Annotated in this window: 24 protein-coding genes; 11 read left to right on the top strand and 13 right to left on the bottom strand. The window is 60.3% G+C overall.

Annotated features, from left to right (window positions below; translation table 11 throughout):
* Window positions 1-83: 83 nt before the first annotated feature.
* From ACQ4MY_RS12145 to gnd, 3 genes are read right to left on the bottom strand one after another with little or no spacing between them, the layout of a single operon-like run.
* Entirely contained in the window at window positions 84-902 is an 819-nt protein-coding gene (locus ACQ4MY_RS12145; RefSeq protein WP_440095276.1) for an HAD family hydrolase, read from the bottom strand.
* The gene (zwf, locus tag ACQ4MY_RS12140; protein ID WP_008082541.1) at window positions 899-2422 is read right to left on the bottom strand and encodes a glucose-6-phosphate dehydrogenase; all 1524 of its coding nucleotides are present in this window, start codon (window positions 2420-2422) and stop codon (window positions 899-901) included. Before zwf ends, ACQ4MY_RS12145 begins: the two co-directional genes overlap by 4 nt.
* Window positions 2419-3399 carry a phosphogluconate dehydrogenase (NAD(+)-dependent, decarboxylating) gene (gene gnd / locus ACQ4MY_RS12135; RefSeq protein ID WP_008082539.1) on the bottom strand — a complete coding sequence of 327 codons (981 nt, stop codon included), beginning with the start codon at window positions 3397-3399 and terminating at the stop codon, window positions 2419-2421. The genes zwf and gnd overlap by 4 nt, the downstream gene beginning before the upstream one ends.
* Window positions 3400-3672: 273 nt before the next feature.
* Here gnd and ACQ4MY_RS12130 point away from each other — a divergent pair, with 273 nt between their 5' ends.
* The 4 genes from ACQ4MY_RS12130 (at window position 3673) to ACQ4MY_RS12115 (ending at window position 8731) form a co-directional block, all read left to right on the top strand.
* Complete coding sequence (locus ACQ4MY_RS12130; protein WP_008082537.1) at window positions 3673-3855, top strand: DUF6026 family protein; 183 nt, start codon at window positions 3673-3675, stop codon at window positions 3853-3855.
* 199 nt (window positions 3856-4054) lie between these two features.
* A complete protein-coding gene (locus ACQ4MY_RS12125) occupies window positions 4055-5803 on the top strand; it encodes a phosphoethanolamine transferase CptA (RefSeq protein WP_440095275.1) in 1749 nt (582 codons plus the stop codon).
* Between the two features lie 236 nt (window positions 5804-6039).
* Complete coding sequence (locus ACQ4MY_RS12120; RefSeq protein ID WP_440095274.1) at window positions 6040-8286, top strand: TonB-dependent siderophore receptor; 2247 nt, start codon at window positions 6040-6042, stop codon at window positions 8284-8286.
* 235 nt (window positions 8287-8521) lie between these two features.
* Window positions 8522-8731 (top strand): hypothetical protein, encoded by a 210-nt coding sequence (locus tag ACQ4MY_RS12115; RefSeq protein ID WP_158835594.1) that lies wholly within the window; start codon window positions 8522-8524, stop codon window positions 8729-8731.
* An 83-nt stretch (window positions 8732-8814) separates the two neighbouring features.
* On the opposite strand, the gene ACQ4MY_RS12110 is transcribed toward ACQ4MY_RS12115, so the two are convergent.
* From ACQ4MY_RS12110 to zapE, 3 genes are all read right to left on the bottom strand, one after another.
* A complete protein-coding gene (locus ACQ4MY_RS12110; protein ID WP_008088660.1) occupies window positions 8815-9312 on the bottom strand; it encodes a GNAT family N-acetyltransferase in 498 nt (165 codons plus the stop codon).
* Between the two features lie 201 nt (window positions 9313-9513).
* Complete coding sequence (locus tag ACQ4MY_RS12105) at window positions 9514-10095, bottom strand: DinB family protein (protein WP_440095273.1); 582 nt, start codon at window positions 10093-10095, stop codon at window positions 9514-9516.
* A 20-nt stretch (window positions 10096-10115) separates the two neighbouring features.
* Window positions 10116-11234 (bottom strand): cell division protein ZapE, encoded by a 1119-nt coding sequence (zapE, locus tag ACQ4MY_RS12100; protein WP_440095271.1) that lies wholly within the window; start codon window positions 11232-11234, stop codon window positions 10116-10118.
* Window positions 11235-11587: 353 nt separating this feature from the next.
* Between zapE and ACQ4MY_RS12095 the strand changes: the two genes are divergently transcribed.
* Complete coding sequence (locus tag ACQ4MY_RS12095) at window positions 11588-12640, top strand: aldo/keto reductase (RefSeq protein ID WP_440095270.1); 1053 nt, start codon at window positions 11588-11590, stop codon at window positions 12638-12640.
* A gap of 106 nt (window positions 12641-12746) precedes the next feature.
* Here ACQ4MY_RS12095 and speB read toward each other — a convergent pair whose 3' ends face one another.
* Together speB and ACQ4MY_RS12085 are read right to left on the bottom strand one after the other, a co-directional pair.
* On the bottom strand, window positions 12747-13706 hold the full coding sequence (speB, locus tag ACQ4MY_RS12090) for an agmatinase (RefSeq protein WP_440095269.1): 960 nt from the start codon (window positions 13704-13706) through the stop codon (window positions 12747-12749).
* A 29-nt stretch (window positions 13707-13735) separates the two neighbouring features.
* Window positions 13736-14827, bottom strand: a complete 1092-nt coding sequence (locus tag ACQ4MY_RS12085) for a polyamine ABC transporter substrate-binding protein (RefSeq protein ID WP_440095268.1) — start codon at window positions 14825-14827, stop codon at window positions 13736-13738.
* Between the two features lie 99 nt (window positions 14828-14926).
* On the opposite strand from ACQ4MY_RS12085, the gene ACQ4MY_RS12080 reads away from it, so the two are divergent.
* The 4 genes from ACQ4MY_RS12080 to ACQ4MY_RS12065 all read left to right on the top strand — a co-directional run bounded on the left by ACQ4MY_RS12080 (window position 14927) and on the right by ACQ4MY_RS12065 (window position 18802).
* The gene (locus ACQ4MY_RS12080) at window positions 14927-15820 is read left to right on the top strand and encodes a LysR family transcriptional regulator (RefSeq protein ID WP_440095266.1); all 894 of its coding nucleotides are present in this window, start codon (window positions 14927-14929) and stop codon (window positions 15818-15820) included.
* Window positions 15821-16197: 377 nt separating this feature from the next.
* Window positions 16198-17664 (top strand): nucleobase:cation symporter-2 family protein, encoded by a 1467-nt coding sequence (locus tag ACQ4MY_RS12075; RefSeq protein ID WP_008088653.1) that lies wholly within the window; start codon window positions 16198-16200, stop codon window positions 17662-17664.
* A 65-nt stretch (window positions 17665-17729) separates the two neighbouring features.
* The gene (locus ACQ4MY_RS12070) at window positions 17730-18203 is read left to right on the top strand and encodes an LEA type 2 family protein (protein WP_440095265.1); all 474 of its coding nucleotides are present in this window, start codon (window positions 17730-17732) and stop codon (window positions 18201-18203) included.
* Window positions 18204-18256: 53 nt separating this feature from the next.
* A complete protein-coding gene (locus ACQ4MY_RS12065) occupies window positions 18257-18802 on the top strand; it encodes a GNAT family N-acetyltransferase (RefSeq protein ID WP_440095264.1) in 546 nt (181 codons plus the stop codon).
* A gap of 101 nt (window positions 18803-18903) precedes the next feature.
* Here the strand turns inward: ACQ4MY_RS12065 and ACQ4MY_RS12060 are convergent, their stop codons facing one another.
* Entirely contained in the window at window positions 18904-19827 is a 924-nt protein-coding gene (locus ACQ4MY_RS12060; protein ID WP_440095263.1) for a carbon-nitrogen hydrolase family protein, read from the bottom strand.
* An 84-nt stretch (window positions 19828-19911) separates the two neighbouring features.
* Between ACQ4MY_RS12060 and ACQ4MY_RS12055 the strand changes: the two genes are divergently transcribed.
* Entirely contained in the window at window positions 19912-20820 is a 909-nt protein-coding gene (locus ACQ4MY_RS12055; RefSeq protein ID WP_008088649.1) for a LysR family transcriptional regulator, read from the top strand.
* A 3-nt stretch (window positions 20821-20823) separates the two neighbouring features.
* Here ACQ4MY_RS12055 and ACQ4MY_RS12050 read toward each other — a convergent pair whose 3' ends face one another.
* A complete protein-coding gene (locus ACQ4MY_RS12050; protein ID WP_008088647.1) occupies window positions 20824-21078 on the bottom strand; it encodes a hypothetical protein in 255 nt (84 codons plus the stop codon).
* 154 nt (window positions 21079-21232) lie between these two features.
* Here ACQ4MY_RS12050 and ACQ4MY_RS12045 point away from each other — a divergent pair, with 154 nt between their 5' ends.
* Window positions 21233-21550, top strand: coding sequence for a DUF883 family protein (locus tag ACQ4MY_RS12045; RefSeq protein WP_008088645.1), 318 nt, complete (start codon window positions 21233-21235; stop codon window positions 21548-21550).
* A 64-nt stretch (window positions 21551-21614) separates the two neighbouring features.
* On the opposite strand, the gene ACQ4MY_RS12040 is transcribed toward ACQ4MY_RS12045, so the two are convergent.
* The 3 genes from ACQ4MY_RS12040 to ACQ4MY_RS12030 all read right to left on the bottom strand — a co-directional run bounded on the left by ACQ4MY_RS12040 (window position 21615) and on the right by ACQ4MY_RS12030 (window position 25020).
* Window positions 21615-23261 carry a phospholipase D-like domain-containing protein gene (locus tag ACQ4MY_RS12040; RefSeq protein ID WP_440095261.1) on the bottom strand — a complete coding sequence of 549 codons (1647 nt, stop codon included), beginning with the start codon at window positions 23259-23261 and terminating at the stop codon, window positions 21615-21617.
* Between the two features lie 89 nt (window positions 23262-23350).
* Window positions 23351-23995 carry a vWA domain-containing protein gene (locus tag ACQ4MY_RS12035; RefSeq protein ID WP_440095259.1) on the bottom strand — a complete coding sequence of 215 codons (645 nt, stop codon included), beginning with the start codon at window positions 23993-23995 and terminating at the stop codon, window positions 23351-23353.
* Between the two features lie 20 nt (window positions 23996-24015).
* A complete protein-coding gene (locus ACQ4MY_RS12030) occupies window positions 24016-25020 on the bottom strand; it encodes an ATP-binding protein (RefSeq protein WP_008088640.1) in 1005 nt (334 codons plus the stop codon).
* Window positions 25021-25034 lie beyond the last annotated feature (14 nt).

Raw genomic sequence — 25034 nt, 5'->3', positions numbered from 1 at the left:
AGCTGCCGAAGGCTGCGATCTGTTGATCTTGCTGCATAAAAACAAGATCAAAAGATCGCAGCCTTCGGCAGCTCCTACAGGTGTTATTGGAGGATGTATTTTTCGATCGCTAAGGCGACGCCGTCTTCGGTGTTGGGAGCGGTGACCACGTCGGCCTGGCGTTTTACGGCGTCTTCCGCTTGGCCCATGGCAATCGATAATCCTGCGCAATGGAACATCGCCGGGTCGTTGCCGCCGTCGCCGATCGCAGCGGTCTGTTCCAGCGGTATGCCCAGGTGTTCGGCCAGTGTCGCCAGCGCGGTGCCTTTGTTGGCCTCCAGCGCAGTGACGTCCAGATACACCGGTTGCGAACGCGACACTTGCGCCATGCCGTTGACCTTCGGCAGCAACCGCGCTTCCAGTTCAATCAACAGTTCGGTGTTGTTGCTGGTCGCGACGATCTTGTCGATACGTTCCAGATACGGCTCGAAACTTTCAACCACCACTGGCGGATAACCGAGGCCATGCTGCTCGCGCGGCACCATCGGCCCGTGCGGGTCCTTGAGCAGCCAGTCCCCGCCGCTAAACACCCAGATTTCCACCTCAGGCTGATCGGCAAACGTCGCCAGCGCAATCAGTGCAGTCGTTGCCGGCAGGTAATGCGCCACCAGCAGACTGCCATCGGGATTGACGATGGTCCCGCCATTGAACGCCGCCGTCGGCAGATCAACGCCCAAGGCTTCGATCTGCTGCAACATGGCTTTGGGCGGCCGCCCGGTGGCGAGGCTGAACAACACGCCCGCCTCACGCAAGGCGCGAACCGCGTCGATGGTGCGCTGGCTCAGCGTGTGATCGGGCAGCAACAGCGTGCCGTCCATGTCACTGAGCAGAAAACGGATGGGTTGCTTCGGCAAGTCACTCATCCGAGGCCATGCCAGACGCGACCATCGCGAGTCAGCAGATCTTCGGCGGCTTGTGGGCCGTCTTCACCGGCGGCGTAAGTCTGCACGCTCGCGTCCTGTTGCCAGGCATCGAGGAACGGTTGCACGGCGCGCCAGCCGTTCTCGATGTTGTCGGCGCGCTGGAACAGCGTCTGATCGCCGGTCAGGCAGTCGTAAATCAGGGTTTCGTAACCCGTCGACGGCTGCATCTCAAAAAAGTCCTTATAAGCAAAACCCAGCTCGATGTTGGCCATGTTCAGCGCCGGCCCCGGCCGCTTGGCCAGCAGGTCGAACCACATGCCTTCGTTGGGCTGAATCTGGATACGCAAGTAAGTCGGCTGCAACTCGTCGACTTCGGTGTCGCGGAACTGCGCGTACGGCGCCGGTTTGAAGCAGATGACGATCTCGGTGTCGCGCACGCTCATGCGCTTGCCGGTACGCAGGTAGAACGGCACGCCGACCCAGCGCCAGTTATCGATCATCACCTTCAGCGCCACGTAGGTTTCGGTGCTGCTGTCCGGCGCGACGTTGGGCTCCTGGCGATAGCCGTTCAGAGATTTGCCATCGACTTCGCCCGCGCTGTATTGGCCGCGAACCGAGTTGGCCCGTGCCTCTTCAGTCGTCCACGGACGGATCGCGCCGACCACCTTGGCTTTTTCGCCGCGCACCGCATCAGCGCCAAATGCCGCCGGCGGCTCCATCGCAACCATGGCGAGCAACTGGAACAGGTGATTGGGCACCATGTCGCGCAGTGCGCCGGTGTGTTCGTAAAAACTGCCACGGGTTTCGACACCAACGGTTTCCGCCGCAGTGATCTGCACGTGGTCGATGTAATGGTTGTTCCAGAAGGCTTCGAACAGGCTGTTGGAGAACCGGCTGACCAGAATATTCTGCACGGTTTCCTTGCCCAGGTAATGGTCGATCCGATAGATCTGCTTCTCGGACATCACCTTGAGCAAACAGGCGTTCAACGCTTCGGCGGTTTGCAGGTCGGAGCCGAACGGCTTCTCGATCACCACCCTTCTGAACGCTTCGGGAGTTTCTTCGAGCAAGCCGGCACTGCCGAGTCGGCGCACCACTTCACTGAAGAAACGCGGCGCGGTGGCCAGATAGAACACCGCATTGCCGGTGCCACTGTCGGCGATTTTCGCCGCCAGCGCGGAATAAGTGCTGTCGTCCAGGAAGTCGCCCTGGACGTAGCTGATACCTTTGGCGAGCTTGGCCCACAAGGCCGGATCAAGCATCTGATCACCCTTGCCGACTTTCGCCGCCACTTCGGTCCGGATGAAGTCTTCGAGCTTCTGCGCGAAGGCCTCATCGGTAATGGCGTTGTGGTCAACGCCAACGATCCGCAGGTTTTCGTCAAGCAAGCCGTCGCGACTGAGGTTGTACAGCGCCGGCATCAGCAAGCGCTTGACCAGGTCGCCGTGGGCACCGAACAGAAACAGCGTGGTCGGTGGTGCGGGTTCTGCCTTGGATTTCCTGCGGATCGTATGGGTCATTTCTTCGGTGTCTCCACGTGGCCGCCGAAGCCGAAGCGCTGGGCCGAAAGAATCTTGTCGCCAAAGGTGCCCTGGCCGCGCGAGCGGTAGCGCGAGAACAACGAGTTCGACAACACCGGCACCGGCACCGCTTGCTCCATGGCCGCTTCGATGGTCCATTGACCTTCACCGCTGTCGGCAACCGAACCGGAGAAGCCGTCGAGCTTCGGATCGCTGGCCAGTGCGTCGGCGGTCAGGTCGAGCAACCACGAGGAAACGACGCTGCCGCGACGCCAGACTTCAGCAATGTCAGCCACGTTCAGATCAAAACGCTGATCTTCCGGCAGACGTTCGCTGGATTTGGTCTTGAGGATGTCGAAGCCCTCGGCGAACGCGGCCATCATGCCGTACTCGATACCGTTGTGAATCATCTTCACAAAGTGCCCGGCGCCGGCAGGACCGGCGTGGATGTAGCCGTGCTCGGCACGGTGGTCATCGGACTTGCGATCCTTGGTGCGCGGGATGTCACCCATGCCCGGCGCCAGTGCGGCGAACAGTGGATCGAGGCGCTGCACGGTTTCAGCGTCGCCGCCGATCATCATGCAATAGCCGCGCTCCAGGCCCCAGACGCCGCCGGAGGTGCCGACGTCGATGTAGTGCAGGCCCTTCTCGTTCAGGGTCTTGGCCCGGCGAATATCATCCTTATAGTTGGTGTTGCCGCCGTCGATGATGGTGTCGCCGGCTTCAAGCAGTGTGCTCAGGGTGTTGATGGTGTCTTCGGTCGGCGCGCCGGCCGGCAGCATGACCCAGACCGCACGCGGTTTGGCCAGGCCGGCAACCAGTGCAGGCAGGTCTGCGACGCCCGTGGAGCCCTCGGCGACCAGGTTATCGATGAAAGCGGTATTGCGGTCGTAAACAACGGTGGTGTGACCGTTGAGCATCAGACGTCGCGCAATATTGCCGCCCATGCGGCCCAGTCCAATAATCCCGAGTTGCATGTGCTGATGCTCCTTACTACAAATAAATGTGTGTCATGGGTTATAGCCCAACGCGACTGATGGAGGTTAGTCCAGAGCGTTGCGATGAAGTTTCCGTGCATTGTGCCCGAATCAGACTGATAACGCCCCGAAACGTGGCGAAGACACACCGACCATGAAAAATAAAAAAGTTCCATTCACAGGCAAAAGAAATCAAAATTGGCGCCGATAGTAAGTCAGCAGCCAAAAACGGCCGCTATTTACAGTTGATGCACGCCATTTGCGAGGTGAGCAATGGGCACAGTACACACAGCAATGCCGCCACAAACCCTGTACGTGACAATCCGTCGCGATGAATTGCGCCAGTTGAAAGACGAACGCGACCAACTCAAGCAGGAGCTGGCGCAGCTGCGCGCGTTGACTCAGGGCGCTCAGCCCAAACCTCTGCCGGTGGTCATGCGCAACCCGCACGCCTGAACTGCCCGCGTGTTTCGGGAACGGCGTCCGTCGTTCCCGACATGATTCACCTCTGTCAGTCATCTGCAACTAACAAAGTTTTCACATTCCCTTGGTGATACTCCGGCGCATTCTGGCCGGGCGTTCGCGTGCGGCCTCCGTTCGTCGGTTTCATGGAAGCTCTCCGGCGGTGGTTGCAACGACTGAGCTGGAGTGCTGAATGGCATTGTTCAAACGCAGCAAAACGACTGCGACAGGTTTCGACTGGGCCGGGTTTCTCTGGCTGTTCGTGTTCTTCTGGTATTTCTCGGGTATCACCCAACTGCTGATCCAGCTGACCGGCACTTCGGGTTTCACCGGGTTCCGTCAGGCGTTCGTGATGAGCGCGATCTGGCTGGCGCCGATGCTGCTGTTCCCCCAACGCACCAAGCTGCTCGCCGCCATCATCGGTGTCGTGTTGTGGGCCTGCTCGATGGCCAGCCTGGGTTATTTCTTTATCTATCAGCAGGAATTCTCGCAGAGCGTCATCTTCATCATGTTCGAGTCGAACATTTCTGAAGCGGGCGAGTACATGACCCAGTACTTTGCCTGGTGGATGGTCCCTGCGTTCCTCGCCCACACCCTGTTCGCGTATTTCCTCTGGACTCGCCTGCGCCCGGTGTACATGCCCCGTGGCCGCGCGTTAGTCGCAGCGATGGCGATTATCGTGGCCGTCGTCGGTTACCCGCTGGTCAAGCAAACGATGCGCACCGGCAGCTTCGCCGGCGGTTTCGAGAAGTTTGAAACCCGCATCGAGCCGGCGGTGCCGTGGCAGATGGCCGTGGCCTATCACCGCTATCTGGACACGCTGGCGGAAATGCAGGGCATGTTGCACAGCGCGAGCAAGATCCCGCCGCTGCACAACCTCAAGGACGCTGGCGCCAATCAGCCCTCGACGCTGGTGCTGGTGATCGGCGAATCGACCAACCGTCAGCGCATGAGCCTCTACGGTTACCCGCGCAAGACCACGCCAGAACTGGACAAGCTCAAGGATCAACTGGCGGTCTTCGACAACGTCATCACCCCGCGCCCTTACACCATCGAGGCGCTGCAGCAAGTGCTGACCTTCGCCGACGAGGAAAACCCCGACCTTTACCTGTCGACGCCGTCGCTGGTCAGCATGATGAAACAGGCAGGCTACAAAACCTTCTGGATCACCAACCAGCAGACCATGACCAAGCGCAACACCATGCTCACCACGTTCTCCGAGCAGGCGGATGAGCAGGTCTACCTGAACAACAACCGCAACCAGAACGCCGCGCAATACGATGGTGACGTGATCGAGCCGTTCAACAAGGCCCTGACTGATCCGGCGCAGCGCAAACTGATCGTCGTGCATTTGCTCGGCACGCACATGAGCTACCAGTACCGTTATCCGCCGAGCTTCGACAAGTTCCAGGACCGCGAAGGCGTGCCGGCCGGCGTGCGTGACGATCAGGTGCCGACTTACAACAGCTACGACAACGCGGTGCTGTACAACGACTTCGTAGTGTCGAGCCTGATCAAGGATTACGCCAAGTCCGACCCGAACGGCTTTTTGCTGTACCTGTCCGACCACGGCGAAGACGTGTTCGATTCGGTCGGCCACAAAACCCTGGGCCGCAACGAAAACAAACCCACTGCGCCGATGTACACCATCCCGTTCATGGCCTGGGCATCGCCGAAATGGAAAGAAAACCATGACTGGAACTTCGCCGGCGATCTGGGGCGGCCTTACAGCAGTTCGCACTTGATCCACACCTGGGCGGACATGGCCGGTTTGAGTTTCGATGAACTGGACCGCAGCAAGTGCCTGGTCAGCGACAGCTTCAAGCCGCGTCCGCTGATGATCGGCAACCCGTATGAGCGTGAGCAGCGGGCCTTGATCGACTTCAGCCTGATGAAGCCGAAAAAGCCCGACACCGCGCCAGCGGATGTCGCACAGAAGTAACACCAGCAAGGGGCCGAAATGGCCCCTTTCTTCTACCCGGTAGGAGCTGCCGCAGGCTGCGATCTTTTGATTTTGTGTTTTGAAAAACAGATCAAAAGATCGCAGCCTGCGGCAGCTCCTACAGGGTTGGGGAAGGCCTTAAATAATAATATTTCTCGTTTGTTACTAAATCGCGTCTCCCCTCTTCGTCTTTGAACCAAAGGATATTTCCCCTCGAAGACAAGGAGTCGGCTGCGATGTTCGCGCCCATCACCCGTTCCATGACCCTCACGCTCGGTCTGTGCAGCGCTGCGTTCAGCGCTGATCTACTGGCTGAAAACGATACCGCAAACCCGGCAAATCCGGCCGCTACAGCGTTGGAACTTGCTGCGACCGATGTCACCGCCCAAGGCCTGGGCACCACCACCGAAAACACTGACGCTTACACCACCGGTGCCATGAGTACGGCAACTCGGCTGAACCTGTCGATCAAGGAAACTCCGCAGTCAGTGTCGGTGGTCACCCGCCAGCAAATGGATGATTTCAAACTCGGTACGTTGACCGAAGCCATGCAGCAGACCACCGGCGTGGTGGTACAGCACCTCGATTCCGACCGTGTCAGCTATTCGTCACGCGGCTACTCGATCAACAACTTCCAGATTGACGGCATGCTCAACACCTTCGGCCGCATGAAGTCCGACGCCGATACCATCATCTACGACCGCATCGAGGTGGTGCGCGGCGCCACGGGGCTGACCACCGGCGCGGGCGATCCGTCAGCGACCATCAACATGGTGCGCAAGCGTCCGACGGCACAACTGCAGGCTCTGGCCGGGGTCAGCGGCGGCAGCTACGACGATTACTACAGTTACGTCGACGTTGGCGGCCCGCTGGCCTTCGACGGTCGTTTACGCGGGCGCACGGTGCTGGCCTATCGCGACAGCCAGTCGATCAAGGATAAATACGCGCTGCAACGCGAGGTCGGTTACGGCATTCTCGAAGCGGACCTGACCGAATCAACCGTATTGGCCGTGGGCTACGACTACCAAGACAAACAAGTGCAAGGCACGTCCTGGGGCACGGTGCCGTACTGGAACGCCGATGGCAGCAAAGCGGGACTTGGTCGTTCAACCAACATGGCGACCTCGTGGAGTTCCTGGCCGCTGCGCGACAAGACCGCCTTCGCCACGCTGGATCAGCAACTTGCCGGCGGTTGGCATTTGAAAGCCGCGTACACCCATCGTAAAAGCGATTCCGACGGCAAAACCTATTATGGCGGTGGCGGTTTTCCTGAAGCCGATCGCAGCGGGATGGTCGCGTACATGGGGCACATGATCGGCGATCAGAGCATGAAGGCTTACGACTTCAACTTGTCCGGCCCCTACTCTTTGCTGGGCCGCGAACACGAATTGATGGTCGGCTATGGCGAGGCCCAATACCGTGCCGACTCGCCGTATACCGTTGACGGCCCGACTGCGGCGGACTACGCAAACATCCGTGACTGGAAATACATGGGCGACATCGCCAAATTCCCGGACACGGTGACGGGACTCAGTGGCTCGAAAAGCCAGACCCGGCAAAAGGCCGGTTACCTCGCCACCCGCTTGAGCTTTACCGACCAATTGCATGCTGTGCTCGGCAGCCGTTACGGCAGTTGGGACGAATCCAGTCGCGATAACTATTACGACAGCCAATTGCAATTGAGTCGTTTCGACGCAACCCGTCAGCGTCAAAACGACATCTGGACGCCGTACGCCGGCCTGCTTTACGACCTGACCCCGGAATACACCGCCTACGTCAGCTACACCGACATCTTCAAACCGCAAAGCAACCGTGACAGCAGTCGCAACTACCTCGACCCCGTGGTGGGCAGCAACTACGAACTGGGACTCAAGGGCAGTCTGCTGGAAGAACGTCTGAACCTGTCGACCGCATTGTTCTGGAGCAAACAGGACAACGTTGCCGAAGTCGACGATTCGGTCGCACCGGATCCGGTCACCGGCGAGGAGTTCTACAAGAGCGGCGGCAAAGGCAACAAGGTCAACGGCTTCGAAGCTGAAGTTTCGGGTGAAGTGCTCACTGGCTGGAACATGACCGCCGGCTATACCTACACCCATTCGGCCAATGGTGAAAAGGAACGGAGCAACACCAACCAGCCGCTGAACATGTTCCGTTTGTCCACGGCGTATCGCTTGCCGGGCAACTGGAACGCGCTGACCGTCGGTGGCGCTGTCAATTGGCAGAGCGACGTCTACGGCACCGCCAACCGCCCGATCGGGCGCGGCGCCAACGGGCGGATTCTCACTGAACGTACGCGCATCAACCAGGACGCCTACACCGTGGTCAACCTGATGTCGCGTTATGAGTTCGACAAGCACCTGTCGGCCTCGCTGAACGTCAACAACCTGTTCGACAAGAAGTATTACGACAACGTCGGCTTCTACAACGGCGTGTACTGGGGAGACCCACGCACCGTAACGCTGAGCCTCGACTGGAAGCTCTAACCGTCCCCAGCTAACTGAAATCACCTGTGGTGAGGGGATTTATCCCCGATGGACTGCGCAGCAGGCCCTTGTTCCAGGGAGATGCCCGCCCTCCGGCGGGAGCAAGCTCCCTCACCACAGTTTGGGTGACAGGCGTTCCACTGCGTTAACCCCGAGTTAATTCACCTCCTACAGACTTTGTTCCGAGTTCTGCTTCATGGATGAACGGCTCCGACGTTTTTCAGTAGGAGGCACCATGAAAACCACCACAGCAATCCTTGCAGGTCTGCTCACCCTTGGCTCTGCCAGCGTTTTCGCCGAAGGCGGCGCCGAGCGCATGCACCATTACTACGACAACTTCCCGGTCCAGCGCACGCAAAGTGCGCCGGCCAGCGACGCCAAAGCCCAAGAGCTGCGGGTCCCCGCCGACCAGACCGCACAAGTGACCGAGTCTTATCGCAACTGATTTATCGAGCAACCGATGGACCTCTCACGGCTGCGCTTCAGCCTGAGAGATGACAGTTGGGCGCCCTGTTCGGGCGCCTTTTTTTATGCCTGCAGATCCTTGATCCAGAACAGCATGCGCCCGTGCTCCGGATTGAACATGCCCGGCGCAAAGCCGAACTTGCGGTAGGAACCCTGCGCGACTGGATTGCCTTCCAGCACTTCCAGGGTGATCTTGCAGCAACCACGCTGACGAGCGATGTCCTCGACTTTTTGCAGCATTTTCTGGCTCAGGCCGAGGCCGCGAAATTTGCCCACCACCGCCACATCGTGGACGTTGACCAACGGCTTGCAGGCAAAGGTTGAAAAACCCTCGAAGCAATTGACCAGCCCCGCCGGCTCGCCGCCGACGAACGCCAGCACACTGAAAGCGTAAGGCCGACGGGCCAGTTCTTCCGGCAACCGTCGCAGCAGATCAGGATCGAGCGAATGACCGCCGCCCATGGGGTCTTCTGCGTAATGATTGAGCACGATGCCGATGGCCTCGGCGTGCAGTGGATTGGTGTAGCTGGCCTGAAGCACAAGAATCTCTGCGGAATCCATTTCCATCCCCGAATACACATGAGCCCCGGCGCGCAAAATGCACGCTGACAGGCTGCTCGACCTTAGCGCGGGGGGGAACTGGTGGGCAACCCGCAACGGCAAAAGATCAAAAGATCAAAAGATCGCAGCCTTCGGCAGCTCCTACATGGGAATACCGTACTCACTGTAGGAGCTGCCGAAGGCTGCGATCTTTTGCTGTTATCAATGCCCCCAAATCAACTCTTCAGTCCAGCCCAGCTCGGCGAAGTCCTGCGCACGCAGGGCACTTTCACCTACGCAGAAAAACTCATCCAGTTGCGGCGGCTTTACCGACGTACCGCTGAGCATCGCATGCACCTGGCCACGGTGATGGATCTGATGCTCAAACAAGTGCGCCAGCATGCGCAAACGGCTGTCGTGTTGCGGCGTGTCGCGAGCAATGGTGACGATACGCGCAAGGTCGGCGTCGCGCAGTTGCTCGCAATAGGCGATCAGACGCCGATCAACATGCGCCTGTTCGGCACGCAACGCGGCAGCCTCGGTAAACGGTTCGTCCTGAGTGAAAAACACGTAGCAATCGGGATGCGGCTCATCGCCGCGCAACTCGCGTTCCAGCGCATCGACGTAGAACCAGTCGCAGGCGAGGATGTGATTGAGGGTCAGGCGAATGCCCGGAAAAAAGCTCACCCGTGGTGCCGCAAGGTCGGCGTCAGAGAGCTGCATCCAGGCCTTGGCCAGTCGGTGATTGGCCCAGGCGTTCTGATACGCCTGGGTCAATAGATGATGGGACAGCGGTTGGGTCATGTCGGCGCCCTCTTCACTGATCAAGCTTCGGCAAAGCGCTGCAACTGCATCTCCTGCAAGCGGCTGAGGGTGCGGCGGAACGGGAATTCCAGATAACCCTCGGTGTACAGCGCGTCCATTGGCACGTGTGCCTCGACGTACAGCGGCACCTTACGGTCGTAGCACTCATCGACCAGCGCAATAAAGCGGCGCACGCCATCGTCGTGTACCGACAACTGCGGCAGTTCTCGATCCCCTGCCACGACCCGCTCGGCGCCGTCTTCGGTACCACGGGCGATGCGCCCTTCCCGCTTCTGCGCGCTGAGGTTGGGTACCTCGCCCAACAGAATAGCCCGGTAGGTATCGCACAGCGCGATGAAATCCATGGCGGCAAAAGGCTGTTCGCAAAGATCAGCGTAGCGGCACCACAACACCGCTTCGCTGGCTTGCACCACATTCAACATCCGATGTCCGACCGACACCGGCTGGTCACTGACAGATTCCCCGGCCGCCAGAGCCTGAAACACCTCACCCAACGCACTGGCCGCGCCCGGGGTGGCAACAAAATAACGCTGCAGACCGGCGCCCGGGTGCAGGCGATGATCTTCGGCACCGTTCACCGGCACCACCTGCATGTGCGCCTTGATCGCCGCAATCGCCGGGGTAAAACGGTCACGGTTGAAGCCATCGGCATACAAATCATCCGGCGGCAGGTTGGAAGTGCAGACCACCACCACGCCTTCGTCGAACATCACTTGGAACAGGCGCCCGAGAATGATCGCATCGCCAATGTCATTGACGAACAGTTCATCGAAGCACAGCACGCGCACTTCGGCAGCGAGCTCTTTGGCCAATGCGCGCAACGGGTCGGCAATGCCGCTCAACTGGAACGAACGCTGGTGTACCCAGCCCATGAAATGGTGAAAATGCTGACGCCGCGCCGGCACCCGCAGGCTCTGATAGAACTGATCCATCAGCCAGGTTTTGCCGCGCCCGACCGGGCCCCACAGGTAAACGCCGGTGACCACACGGGCTCCGGCATGCAAGGCTTCGTGGCATTTTTGCAGCGCCCAGACCGCGTGTTCCTGAGCTTCATCCTGGATGAAGCCCTTGTGTTCGATGGCGTGCTGCCAGGCGCTTAGAGGAGAGTCGAAAGTCATGCGCGGCAGTATGCCATGCCCCTGCTGAACGTGTGGCAACGATCAAATCAGTCAGTGATGCCCGCTGCTCGCGACCCGCAAACGATAAAGACCGGACCCCAAGCGCACGAGCCGGCGGATTCTGGCTTGGCTGTAGGCAAAGGCGCAAAGTTGCGTAGCCTGAAAAGAGTGTCTGTGGGTGTTGCTTAAACAGTGAGGTTTAAGGCGTCGACCACGCATGCATTCCCCCCCGCGGTAACCGGCTGACCGTTGAGCACCAAGCGTATTGACAGCCAATATTACCAGCATCATATTGTCGCCATATTTCGACCGTAATCTTATTTCCACCATTTGATTTCATCGAGGACATCGCCATGCATTACAAGGTTTTCGGCCGTAAAACCGGCCTGCGTGTTTCGGAACTGGCGCTGGGCGCTGGCAACTTCGGCACCGGTTGGGGCCACGGCGCGGAGCGCGATGAAGCCAAGCGCATCTTTGATGGCTATCTCGATGCCGGGGGCAATTTCATTGATACCGCCAATGGCTATCAGGGTGGGCAATCGGAATCGATGCTCAGCGAGTTCATCGCTCCGGAGCGCGATCGTCTGGTAATTGCCAGCAAATACACGATGGGTACTACACCGGCGGACGGCATTTCCCACACCGGCAACAGCCGTAAAAACATGGTGCGCGCCGTCGAAGAAAGCCTGAAACGCTTGAACACCGATCACATCGATCTGTTCTGGGCGCATATCAGCGACGGCGTGACGCCGATGGAAGAAATCCTGCGTGGATTTGATGACCTGGTACGCGCGGGGAAAATTCACTACGCCGGATTGTCGAACTTCCCGGCATGGCGGATCGCCCGTGCCGACGTGCTTGCAGAGGTGCGTGGCTTTGCGCCGATTGCGGCTATTCAGGTCGAGTACAGCCTTGCCGAACGCAGCGCTGAACGGGAGTTGCTGCCGATGGCTGAAGCCCTCGGTTTGGCCGCCACACTGTGGTCGCCACTGGGCGGCGGCTTCCTCACCGGCAAGTATCGCGGCAACGATGACAACAACCGTGCGACGAAACTCGGCATGTTGGTGCATGCGGAAAAGAGCGCTCGGGAAACCGCCCTCCTCGATACTTTGCTGGCGGTCGCCAGCGAAATCGGCGTTAGCCCGACCCACGTCGCCATTGCCTGGTTGCGGGAAAAAGCCAAGCGCTCAACCACCGCGCTGATTCCGATTCTGGGATCGCGGACTCGTGAACAACTTGATTCGACGCTGGGTGCACTCGACGTGCAATTGAGCGATGACCAACTGGCCAGACTCGATGGCATCAGCAGCACGGCGGCGGGTGTTCCACACGAGACGATTGTCAGCTCGACTCCGCGTTTTACCGGTTCGCAGATACTGGATTTGCCTAAGGTTCCGGTGGCGTAAGAGTTTTGGGATCTGCTCGCGAAGGCGGTGTGTCATTCAACATTCATGTTGGCTGAACTGGCGTCTTCGCGAGCAGGCTCACTCCTACAGGGTTATGCGGTGTTAATCAGAGATCGACTTTGTGTCGGGCGGCGTAGAGGCAAAGCATTTCCATGGCCAAGGTGGCGGCGGCCAGCGAGGTGACGTCGGCGTGATCGTAGGCCGGGGCGACTTCGACGACGTCCATGCCGACCAGATTGATCCCGCGCAAGCCACCGAGAATCTCCAGCGCCTGCACCGTGCTCAGGCCGCCGCACACCGGTGTGCCGGTGCCGGGTGCGAAGGCCGGGTCGAGGCAGTCGATATCGAAGGTCAGATACACCGGGTTGTCGCCGACCCGCGCGCGGATCGCTTCGACAATCGCTTCGCAGCCACGCCGATGCACTTGCCGCGCGTCGAGGACCTGGAAACCCATAGGGTCGTCATTGGTGGTGCGCAAACCGATCTGCACCGAACGCGCCGGGTCCACCAGACCTTCGCGGGCCGCGTGCCAGAACATGGTGCCGTGGTCGACACGCTTGCCCTCTTCATCCGGCCAAGTGTCGCTGTGCGCATCGAAGTGAATCAGCGACAGCGTGCCGTGTTTGCGCGCATGTGCCTTGAGCAGCGGGTAGCTGATGAAGTGGTCGCCGCCGAAGGTGAGCATGGCGCTGCCGGCATTGAGAATGTGTTCGGCGTGGGCCTCGATGCTTTCCGGGATGCTGTGCGGTGAACCGTAATCGAAATCGCAGTCGCCGTAATCGATAACGGCCAGATGATCGAACGGGTCGAATGCCCACGGCCAGTGGCGCTCCCAGGCAATCCCGGTGGAGGCTGCGCGAATCCCGCGCGGTCCGAAACGTGCGCCGGGACGGTTGCTGGTGGCGGTGTCGAATGGCACGCCGCTGACGGCAACGTCGACGCCACGCAAGTCACGGCTGTAGCGTCGGCGCATGAAACTGGTGATGCCGGCGTACGTGCTTTCGGCGGCAGTGCCGTAGAGGCTGTCACGGGTCATGGCCTGGTCGTTTTGCATTGGCACGTCCATCGGTGTGCTCCTTCTTATTGTATTCAGGGCTATTGGTGGCTACGGAAAGTGGTCCAGAGGCGCGTGCGCTGGCGCATGTCCTTGAGGCTCATGCTGCGATCGGCGTACAGCCGCGCGCGCACATCGCTCGGCGGGTAGATGTCGGGATCGCTGCGCACGGCTTCATCCACCAGCGACGTCGCGGCCTGATTGGCAGTGGCGAAGAACAGCGTGTTGGTCAGCTCAGCCACCGAATCGGGGCGCAACATGAATTCGATAAAGGCCCGGGCGGCGTCGGGGTGCGGCGCGTCTTTGGGAATGGCGAGGTTGTCTTGCCAGATCAGCGTGCCGTCCTTGGGAATGCGATACGCGACTTCGTAAGGTTTGTTGGCCTTGCGCGCCTGATCGGCGGCCATACTCGCGTCGCCGTTATAGGTCAGCGCCAGGCAGACGTTGCCGCTGGCCAGGTCATTGATCTGCCGGCCGGTGGCGACGTAGAGCACCGACGGTTGAAGTTTTTGCAGCAACGCCTCGGCCGCTGCCAGATCCTGTTTGTCGGTGCTGTAAGGGTCTTTGCCCAAATAATGCAGGGCCAGACCGATGACTTCCTGCGGCGAATCCAGAATTGCGATCCCGCAATCTTTGAGCTTGCTGGCGTATTCAGGTTTGAACAGCAAATCGAGGCTATTCAATGGCACGTCCGGCAGACGCTGCTTCACCGCTTCGACATTCATGCCCAGCCCCAACGTGCCCCAGGTGTATGGCACGCCATAGCGATTGCCGGGATCAACGGCGGCAAGTTTCGCCAGCAAGTCCGGATCAAGATTGGCGTAGCCCTTGAGTCCGTCGTGGGGGATTTCTTTCAGCGCGCCTGCGGCCAATCCCCGGGCCAACACGCTGGACGATGGAACGACAACGTCATACCCGCTGCCACCGGTGAGCAGTTTGGTTTCCAGCACCTCTGAGGTATCAAACGTGTCGTAGCGCACGTGGATGCCGGTTTCCTGCTCGAAACGCTGCAAGGTTTGCGGCGGTACGTAATCGGCCCAGCTGTAGAGGTTGAGGGTTTTCTCCTCGGCCTGAGCGTGGATGGCCACGGACAACAACAGCGCGGGGAAACACAGCTTGAACAAGGGAGCCATGACGAACACCTGACCGGAGGAAGTGGTTGCAGGATGCGCCGTCGGATACATTAGAAAAATAGCTGAATAATTATCCTGACTTTATCCCGGAGTAATGTGATGTTGGGGCAACTCCACGACCTCGATTTACAGTTGCTGCGCCTGTTTGTGCGGGTGGTCGAGTGCGGTGGTTTCAGTGCCGCGCAAGGTGATCTGGGCCTGAGCCAGTCGAGCATCAGCCAGCAAATGGCCAAACTGGAAACCCGCTTGGGTTATCGCCTGTGCAGCCGGGGCAAGGGCGGATTCAGCGTGACCCCCAAGGGTGAGCAATTGCTGATCGCGGTGCGTGCGCTGTTCGAGTCGATCGAGCTGTTCCGCCATCAATCCAACGGCGTCGCCGGACGCTTGATCGGTGAAGTACGGCTGGGGATTTCCGAGTCGGTCGATCAGTCAGTGCTGCAACGCGTCGCCGCGGCCATCCGGCGTTTTCGCGAGCGCGACGAGTCGGTGCGCATCGAGTTGATCAGCGCCATGCCCGGCGAAATGGAACGCCTGCTGTTGCAACAGCGGCTGGATCTGGCGATCGGCTATTTCTCGCAAGTGCAGAGCGCTTTCGATTATCGGCAGTTGTTCAGCGAAACCCAGCATTTGTATTGCGCGCCGGGGCATCCGTTGTTTACCGACGCGGCGCCCAGTGACGCGGCGCTTGAGGCATGCGACCGAGTCGATCACCCCTACCGTTTTCTGCGCAGCGACGAGCCGTTCCAGGGCAAGGTCTGTTCGGCGCGATCGGAGCAGGTCGAGGGCACGTTGGCGTTTATCCTGTCGGGCAAACATGTCGGTTATCTGCCGGACCACTATGCGCATCAGTGGCAAGCCAACGGTTTGCTGCGCGCCTTGCGTCCCGGCGAGTTGAGTTTCGAAGTGGCCTTCCATCTCGCCCGGCATCGAGCGCAGGTGCCCGGGGATGCGCAAAAGGCATTCGAAAAAGACTTGTTGGCAGCCTTCACCTGAACACCGCAATGACCGGGTATGGAACAACTCATTGATGGCAATAGAACACTTGTGGCGAGGGGATTTATCCCCGATGGGGCGCGCAGCGGCCCCGGCTCTTTTGCCTGTTGAAAATGCAGGGGACTGCTGCGCAGTCCATCGGGGATAAATCCCCTCGCCACAGATGAATCCCTCTTTACACAGATAAATCCTGCTCTGCATAGATAGATCCTGCTCTTCACGGGTGTGACTTGTGCCAGGGTTGGTTGCAAAAAGCCCCCTGAGCCAATAAAACCTGACCTTTCAGGCAATTTTATTGCGTTGCCCTCGCCGCCCGCTTGCGGCATCCTGCGCACCCATTTTCTGACCCGGCACCGCCTCGCGGCACGCAAATCACCATGACCGCCTCTGAAAAAGCCTCGCGCAACAACGACCTGATCTACGGTCTCAACGACCGTCCGCACCTCACGGCGACCGTGTTTGCCGCCCTGCAACACGTGCTGGCGAGCTTCGTCGGCATCATCACCCCGACCTTGATCATGGGTGGTGCTCTCGGCCTGCACAGTGAAATCCCTTACCTGATCAGCATGGCACTGTTCGTCTCCGGTCTCGGCACCTTCGTGCAGGCCAAACGTTTCGGCCCTGTCGGTTCTGGTTTGCTGTGCCTGCAAGGCACCAGTTTTTCCTTTATCAGCGTGATTCTCAGCGCCGGTTTCATGGTCAAGGCACGCGGTGGCGGCACCGATGAAATCCTCTCGACGATCTTCGGCGTGTGTTTCTTCGCCGCGTTCATCGAAGTGGTGCTGAGCCAGTTCATCGGCAAATTGCGCATGCTGATCACCCCGGTGGTCACCGGCACAATCATCACCCTGATGGGGCTGTCGCTGATCAAGGTCGCGATGACCGACATTGCCGGCGGTTTCGGCGCGCCTGACCTTGGCGCCTCCAGTCACCTCTTCTTGGCGGCGCTGGTGATCGGCACCATCGTTGTGCTCAACCGCGTCGACGTGCCGTTTCTGCGTCTGGGCGCGATCGTCATTGGCCTGACCCTCGGCTACGTGGTGGCGTGGCTGATGGGCACGGTGGATTTCGCCTCGATGCCCGAGGTGCCGCTGGTCAGCGTGCCCGTGCCGTTCAAGTACGGTTTCAACTTCGACTGGGTGGCGTTCGTCCCGGTGGCGGTGATTTTTCTCGTGTCGCCGCTGGAGGCTGCGGGCGACTTGACCGCCAACTCGATGATCTCGCGGCAACCGGTGAAAGGCCCGCTGTACATCCGCCGGATCAAGTCCGGCCTGCTCGCCGACGGCCTTAACTCGGCCATGGCGGCGGTGTTCAACAGCATGCCGATGGTGACGTTCGCGCAGAACAACGGTGTGATCCAGCTCACCGGCGTGGCCAGCCGCTACGTGGCGTTCTTCATCGCCGGTCTGCTGGTGCTGCTGGGCCTGTTCCCGATGATCGGCGCGGTGCTGCAATTGATGCCGAAACCGGTGCTCGGCGGCGCTGAACTGGTGATGTTCGGCACCGTCGCCGTGGCCGGAATCAAGATCCTTGCCGAAGCCGGTCTGCATCGGCGCAACATGCTCATCGTGGCGATTTCCCTCGGCATGGGCCTGGGCATCGCCGCCGTGCCGGAGGTTCTGCGTGAACTGCCGCAAGCGCTGCGCAATATCTTCGAATCGCCAATCACCGTTGGCGCACTCTGCGCTATCGTGCTGAATATCTTCCTGCCGGAAGAATTCATCGAGCTGGAAGAGGACGATTTCGACCCGGAAGCGTCGATTCTTCAGGTCATGGAAAATCCGGACATGCCGGCCAAAGGTGAACCTGCCCCGGCGGCGGCTGTCGCACAGTTGAACCGCTAACGTCTGGCCTTGGAACGAAGGGCTGCGCCGGCAACGGTTCAGCCCTTTTTTTTGAGAGACCGTTTATGCGCCGCCTCCACGCCGTCATGCTGTCGCTACTGCTGCTGTCCCTCAGTGCCTGCGCGCTGTTTCCCAACCGTGATCCGGTGAACATCAATGTGGTTGGCCTCGAACCGTTGCCGAGCCAGGACCTGGAAGTGCGCTTCTCCATCAAGTTGCGCGTGCAAAACCCCAACGAAACCGCGATCGATTACAACGGCATCGCCCTCGATCTTGAGGTCAACGGTCATTCGCTGGCCTCGGGTGTGAGCGATCAGAGCGGCTCGATCCCGCGCTTTTCCGAAACCATCGTCAGCGTACCCGTCAGCATTTCCGCCTTCTCGGTGCTGCGCCAGACCCTCGGCCTCAGCCAGACACAAACCCTCGACAACCTGCCCTACGTGTTGCACGGCAAACTCGCGGGCGGCTTGTTCGGCACCATGCGCTTCGTCGACAGTGGCAAGCTGAGCTTGCCCAAGGCCAGTGCCGCGACCTGGTAAATATGCGTTAGCCTCGCACGTCTATCAAAGACACTCAGGGAGGCTGCAGGTTTATGGAAGATATACCGACGTTGTACACCGAACGGCTGATCCTGCGTGCGCTGCAACTGGCCGATGCCCAAGCGGTGCAGCAACAGTTTGCGCAGTGGGAGGTGGTGCGTTATCTGAACGCCGCCGTCCCCTGGCCCTACCCCGAAGATGGTGCGCTCACCTACTTGCGCGACATTGCTTTACCAGCCGTGGCGGCCGGCAAGGAATGGCATTGGTCGATTCGCTTGAAGTCAGCGCCCGAGCAGTTGATTGGCAACATCAGCCTGATGGATCAGCAGGACAACAACCGTGGCCTGTGGCTGGCACCGGCGTGGCAGGGTCAAGGGTTGATGACTGAAGCGTGTGCGGCGGTGAGCGAATATTGGTTCATCACTCTGAATCGTACGGTGATGCGCGTGCCCAAAGCGGCGCCCAACCTCGGCTCGCGCAAACTGTCCGAGCGTGCGGGCATGCGCCTGATTCGAACCGACGAAGACAACTTCGTCAGCGGCCGCTTCCCCCGTGACATCTGGGAAATCACCCGCGAAGAATGGCTGCAAAACCACTAAGCCCCCTGTAGGAGCTGCCGAAGGCTGCGATCTCTTGATCTTGTTGTTAAAAAGATCAAAAGATCGCAGCCTTCGGCAGCTCCTACAGGGGATTTTCGGGTTTACGTTGTGAAGCGCACGCCGGGTTTGGCGCGTTCGTCCACGCTCAGTTCGAACACGTCCGGCCGCGCGTAGTGGCCGACCACGTCGTAGTCATACCGTGCGCGCACCAGTTCTGCAGTATCGATTTCGGCGGTGAGCAATCCGGCCTCGCCGCGCAGCGGTCCGGCCAACACGTCGCCCATTGGCCCGACAATCACGCTGCCACCGGCAATCAACGGTCGGTCCGCTGGCCAATTGGCGATCTCTACCCCCAGCGCATTCGGCGAGGCCTGCACCTGACAGGCGCTGACCACGAAGCAGCGGCCCTCGTGGGCGATATGGCGCATGCTCACCTGCCACATCTCGCGCTCATCGACTGTCGGCGCGCACCAGACCTCAACGCCCTTGGCGTACATCGCCGTGCGCAACAGCGGCATCATGTTTTCCCAACACACCACCGCACCGAGCTTGCCAACCTGGGTGTCGAGCACCGGCAGCGTCGAACCGTCCCCCTTGCCCCAGATCAGCCGTTCGGTGCCGGTCGGCATGAGTTTGCGGTGCTTGCCGACGAGCCCGGCCTGCGGGTCGAAATACAGCACCGTGCAATACAACGTGCTGCCCGCGCGTTCGATTACGCCGATCACCAGATTGGCCCCGGTCCGTGCGGACAAATCGGCCAGCGCTTCGGTTTCGGCGCCCGGCACATCGATGGCATTGGCGAAGTAGCGGGCGTAGGCCTCACGCCCTTCCGGCAATCGATATCCCAACTGCGTGCCGAACGCCTCACCTTTCGGATAACCGCCGAGCAGCGCTTCCGGCATCACCACCAGCGCTGCGCCGGATTCGATGATCGCCGCTTCCCAACCGAGAATCTGCTCCAGGGTTTCACCTTTGCCACCGGGCAACGAGCCGATTTGCAGGGCGGCAACAATTGATTTGGCCATCACGTTTACTCCATCAGGTTCCGAGGTTGCTGATTTTGCGGCGCCACGCGATCATGAATAAAGCCCAGAGCACTGCTGAATGATATGAGCCAAATGAATATCGCCAATGTCGACCTTAACTTGCTGAAAGTCTTCGAAGCCTTGCACGAGGAATCCAGCGCCAGTCGCGCGGCGTTGCGCCTGGGCGTCACGCAATCGGCGGTCAGTGCGGCGTTGCGGCGCTTGCGTGAGGTGTATGGCGATCAATTGTTTGTGCGCACCGGGCGCGGACTGGCGCCGACACTGCAGGCCAATCAGTTGAAACCGGTGGTCAGCGAGGCACTGAACAAATGTCGGCAAAGCCTCGCCATGGTCGATCCGGCGGCCCATCAATACGAGGGCCGCTCGGTAACCGTGGGCCTGTCGGATGATTTCGAGATTGCCTACGGTCGCCGCCTGATCGAAGAAATTGCCCGCAGCGCGCCGAAGTTGCGCCTGATTTTCCGCCAGACCCACAGCCAGATCGTCGCCCGTGACCTGATGGAACGCAGCATCGACCTGGCGATCACCGCTGGCGGTTTTGCCGAGCGCTTGCTCAGTCGGCAGGTGTTGGGGGAAAGCGGTTATGCCTGCCTGGTCGATCCGGCGAGCCTTGCACCGGGTCAGCAGCAGATAGATCTGCAAGCGTTTGTCGCCCGCGAGCACATTCTGGTGTCGTCCGGCGGTTTTATCGGCATCACTGATGAGGGGTTGGCGGCGCTGGGCTTGAGCCGTCGGGTGTGTGCGTCGACCAGCCATTTTGCCGCGCTGCCTTATCTGCTCAAGGGCAGTCAGGCGGTGGCGACGATTCCGACGCACGCCGCCGCGAGCATTGCGGCGCTTAGCGGGCTGAGCTTGCTGCCCTGCCCGCTGGCCCTGCCGCGCTACCCGATCGAACTCGGCTGGCGCACCAGCACGCAGATCGATCCGGTGGTGGTCAAGGTGCGCGAAGCGATTGCCGCCAGTTTCCGCTAAGGTTTACTTGTTCGCCGCCATCAGGCGATTGACTTCACTGCGCACCATGTTGGCGAATTCCGGCGGCGACATGCCGTCCAGCTCAGAACGCACCCACTCCGCCCATTTGCCCTTGCGCTTGCCACGCTCGCCGAACAGGCGCGCGGCTTCGCCTTTGGCTTTGCCCAGATTGTTCTGCCAGAGTTCGAACAGACGGGATTTCTCGTCTTCCAGCGCAGCGCGCTCTGCGAGGGATTTGTCGGCCAGATTGAAACTCATGGGGAATTATCCTGCTGCATAAAATGGCGACATCTTACACGCTCGACGGAAATCTCCCGCGCAGGTTTTTCTTTCTGACCTAAATTCAGTGCAACTTTTTGACTGACGCCACACTCCATTGATCACTGTCCATTCACCTGCAAGGAGTTACCCAATGGCCCGGAAATCCGCCGTGCAAGCCGCCCAGGATCAAATCAAGGATCAAGCCTTCAGCGAACTTCAGGCGCTGATCGAGGAGTCCGACAAACTGCTCAAGAACAGCGCTTCACTGGTTGGCGAGGAAGCGGAAACCCTGCGCGGACAAATCGCCCAGAAATTGCAGCAGGCGCTGGAATCAGTGTCGAGCGTGCGCGACCGCACCAAACCGGCGGTTGACGCCACCGAAAGCTACATTGGCGGCCATCCATGGCAGACCGTGGCCATTTCGGCCGGTTTTGGTCTGGTGGTAGGCCTGTTGCTCGGTCGTCGTTAGGCCGTCCACGCCGGACAAAAATGCCAGTCAGGGCGACCTGACTGGCATTTTTCATGCGCGCGATTCAGCGGCCGGCAAAACGCAGCCGTGAGAGCTGGCGCAGATCGCCGGCAACGTAATAATCGTCGGTCCAGCGATCATCCACGGCCAAGGGCTGTACCTGCTTCAAGGCCAGCTTCCTGGCGAAATAGCGAAATCGATAATGCTCGTAAAACCGCAGCAACTCCAGACCGTAACGGTCGGCCAGGTCGGTGTCGCCGCGAATGATCAGGTAGTTTTCGTCGTTGCCGTTACTCGCCGAACTGCTGAGGTTGTGGCTGCCGCTGATAATGGTTGGCGCGTCGGTGGTGAAGTCGGTGACCACCGCTTTGGTGTGCACCAGCAAATTACCCTTCTGGCCTTTCATGTTCTCGCGCAGCCAGCCCTCCAGCCCTGTGTTGAGCAGCGCCGTGGCAGCGAATTCGGCGCTGCGATCGGCGTGGAATCCAGTGATGCGGCTGGCGGTGTTTTGCAGGCCGAAACGCAAGATGTCGTCGTGAGGCTGCCCCAGTAGCGCGTTGAGAATGGCGTCCGGCAGGCTGAACGCGGTGACGAACAGCAGGTCTTTTTTCGCCGCCTCGATGATCTCGACAAACTCACGCAAATCAGCGCCGCCGGTGCGTGGCGAGAATCCGGCGAACAACGGCTGCGTGGCATCCATCGGGTTATGTTCGTTGATCCATGCGCGGGTCGCACCGACATCGTCCGGCGTCGCCCACACCTCTTCAAAGGTTTGCAAATAGCGAAGGCTCACCGCCGCGTCGTCGAGCACATGCACCACGTTGGCTTGGCGATAAACGCCATTGGCGGTGAAATTGGTGCTGCCACACAACAGCGCTTGCGGCTGCCGCTGGCCCGTGGCGTCGAGCCGGCTGAGTACGATGAACTTGTTGTGAAAAATATTGTGGGTGACCCGCCCGCGTTTATTCGCGGCAGGCAGCTTGGCCAGGCTGGCCTCGTTGATCGTGGTGTCTTCGTCATCGGGCCGCGCGTGGTACACAACCCGCACCTGCACGCCGCGCGCAAACGCAGCGTTCACCGCATCGACAATCGCCTGTAACTGATATTCATAGATCGCGATGTCCAGCGCCCATTGGTCATCAACTGCACGTTCGATAAAACCCAGCAGACGCCCGAGCAAGCCATTTTCCAGCCATTGCCGCGCGGCGTCGGGCCAGGCTTCGATGGGCATGTTCTTGTTGGCGCTGATCTGCGCGTCGAGCTCGGGAAACTTGCGCTGGAATGCCTGACTGGCGGCCACTGCGCGGTTGAAAATCACGCTCTGATTGGCCGGGTGACCGTCATCCGCGGTGATCGTCAGCTCCAGCGATTCACCCAGTTGCGGCGCGTCCGGGGTGCCGTAGGCCAGATGGACGCGGTAGTGAAGGGTCATCCCCGGATTGACCGCGTAATCGGCCCAGCGAAATTTCTGCAGCGGCGCCAGGTCACTCGGCGTCGCGTGGAACTGCGCGAAGGTGTGGGTTTTGCCGGGAAAGGTCAGGCTGTTGAACAGAAACAGCCACGGTTTGTTGCCCTGCTGCTTTTCGATGGCGAAGCCGAGCAAGCCTTGGCGGCGCGGTTCGGCGAGGTCGATGGCCAGCAATACGCCGTTGGTGCCGGCGTAGGCCTTGACGCGAAAATCGTCCTGAAGGTTTTTCACCAAAACGCGCATCGCTCACTCCTTGTGATTGGTTTGCGGCCAGCATAGACCGAGTGGCGGCGTTCGCGTGCAGGAGCAAGGCTTGCCGCGAAGAGGTCAGATCAGACCCTGTTGACCTCATCAATGTGCCGATAGCCCAGATCCAGCGCCGTCGCCAGCTCCCGGGCGCGACCCAAGCGGATCGGCCCGCGCTCGATGTCGATCAACAGCCCCGGACATTGCGGTGCCGACACGCCAGACACATCCTTCAAGCGTCCATCCGTCACCACCAGCAAGCGCTGCTGCTCGGCAGGAAAACGCTTGCGCCGCAGCGTCAACCATTGCTGCGCCTGGAGCAACGCCGCCACCAGCGGCGTGCCACCGCCCGCGCCCAGCCCATCGAGCCATGCGCGCAAGCCCGAAGAGGCCTTCAAGCCTTGCACCTGCCACTTCGGCGCTGCACCGCTGGCCGTCAGCAACGCCAGCCGCGCGCGCTGGCGGTAGGCATCGTCAAACAATTGCGCGAGCAATCCTTTGGCATCGCTCAGTGCTTGATGACGGCGTGTCGAGGCCGACGCATCGACAATCACCAGCCACAACTCGTTCGCAGAACGGCTGCGCCATTGAAACAACAGATCGGCGCGACGTTGCGGACGTCCCTTGAGCAGCGTGCCCGGCCAGTTCACCGAGCCACTGCGGGCCGCGTGACGCTGGCCCTGACGGCCGTTGTCGAGGCGCCCGGCACGGGGTCTGGCATTCGCCCCCACGTCGGATCGGGGGCGAATGCCTAGGACTTTTTTGGCGGCCAGCTCGGCACTTCACGGCGCGCGCCGGTGGCGAGTGCCGGTGCGGGCAGATCGCCCCACTGGCCCTGCCCTTCACGCGATTCGGACGGCGCATTGCCCTGGGATTGAGGCGGCTGTTGCGGGCTGGGCGCAGACTGTTCGCGACGTCGATGGCGCAAGGCAAATTCGGCAACGGCGTCGATATCTTCGTCCTCGATTACCTTGGCACCGCGCCACGCGGCATGCGCCCGAGCGGCGCGCAGCCAGACCAGATCAGCGCGCAAACCGTCGACCCCGGCGGCGAAACAACGCTCGGTGATCTGGGCAAGTGCGCCATCGTCCAGGGCAATATTGACCAGCGCAACGCGGGCGTTCTCGCAGCGTTCGCGCAGGGTTTGCTGCTGCGTTTCCCACTGTGCGCAGAAGGCTTGCGGGTCACTGTCGAAATCCAGTCGACGCCGAATGATTTGCCCACGCTCGACCGGTGCGGTGTGACCGCTGAGAGCAACGTTCAAGCCGAAACGATCGAGCAACTGCGGACGCAACTCGCCCTCTTCCGGGTTCATCGTGCCGATCAACACGAACTTTGCCGAATGGCGATGAGAGATGCCGTCGCGTTCGATCAGGTTGGTGCCGCTGGCGGCGACGTCGAGCAGCAGATCGACCAGATGATCGGGCAGCAGATTGACTTCATCGACATACAGCACGCCGCCGTCGGCCTTTGCCAGTACGCCCGGCGAAAACTGCGCCCGGCCCTCGCTCAGGGCCGCGTCGAGGTCGAGGGTGCCGACCAGCCGTTCTTCGGTGGCGCCCAGCGGCAAGGTGACGAACTGACCGCTGGCGAGCAAGTCGGCCAAGCCGCGCGCCAATGTCGATTTGGCCATGCCGCGCGGGCCTTCGATCAGCACGCCGCCGATTTTCGGGTCGATGGCGGTGAGGCACAGGGCGAGTTTCAAGTCATCGGCGCCGACCACGGCGGAGAGCGGGAAATGCGGAGTGTCGGTCATCTTGGTTACTCAGT

The sequence above is a fragment of the Pseudomonas sp. SM4 genome (assembly GCF_051913165.1).
Taxonomy (GTDB): domain Bacteria; phylum Pseudomonadota; class Gammaproteobacteria; order Pseudomonadales; family Pseudomonadaceae; genus Aquipseudomonas.
This window is presented reverse-complemented; position numbering and strand designations above follow the sequence as displayed.